The following is a 695-nucleotide window of genomic DNA, read 5'->3' as shown; positions in this document are numbered from 1 at the left end:
GGCGATGTTGGTCTCGGCGATGTAGTAGTAGGCGACTATGGTGGTGAACGCGAAGAAGAACAGCGCGATGGCCACGAACATGCTGCCAAAGCCGGGCATCATGCTCTCCATGGCGGTCTGCACATAACCAGGGCCGGCGGCCACGCCGGCGATGCCGGTGTAGAGCGCGGCACCATCTGGCCCTTGCACGTTATAAAGGCCAGTAATGAGCAACATAAAGCCGGTGGCGGAGCAGACGAACAGGGTGTCGATGTAGACGGAGAACGCCTGCACCAGACCCTGTTTGGCCGGGTGGCTCACGGCGGCGGCGGAGGAGGCGTGTGGCCCCGTTCCTTGACCGGCCTCGTTGGAGTAGACCCCGCGTTTGACCCCCCACATGATGGCCAGACCCAGAATGGCGCCAAAACCGGCGTCAAAGCCGAAGGCACTCTTCCAGATCAGCATCAGCACGCCAGGCAGCTGGCCGATGTTGAGGGCGATGATGACGCAGGCGACGATGATGTAGCCGAGCGCCATGAAGGGCACGACTGTGCTGGCGAACTGGGCGATACGCTTGACGCCGCCGAAGATGATGAAGCCGAGCAGCAGCGCCAGCGCGGCGGCGGTGACGTTGGGATCGATATCAAAGGCGGTCTGCAGGCTGGCCCCGATGGAGTTGGCCTGCACCCCTGGCAGCAGCACGCCGCAGGCGAAGA

Annotated in this window: 1 protein-coding gene; it reads right to left on the bottom strand. The window is 63.3% G+C overall.

Features of this window, described 5'->3' with window-relative positions; translation table 11 throughout:
• The coding region (locus tag BN1137_RS00535) for an alanine:cation symporter family protein (protein WP_198150565.1) at nucleotides 1–695 on the bottom strand (695 nt) is incomplete at both ends.

This window comes from Aeromonas tecta (assembly GCF_000820185.1).
Taxonomy (GTDB): Bacteria; Pseudomonadota; Gammaproteobacteria; order Enterobacterales; family Aeromonadaceae; genus Aeromonas; species Aeromonas tecta.
This window is presented reverse-complemented; position numbering and strand designations above follow the sequence as displayed.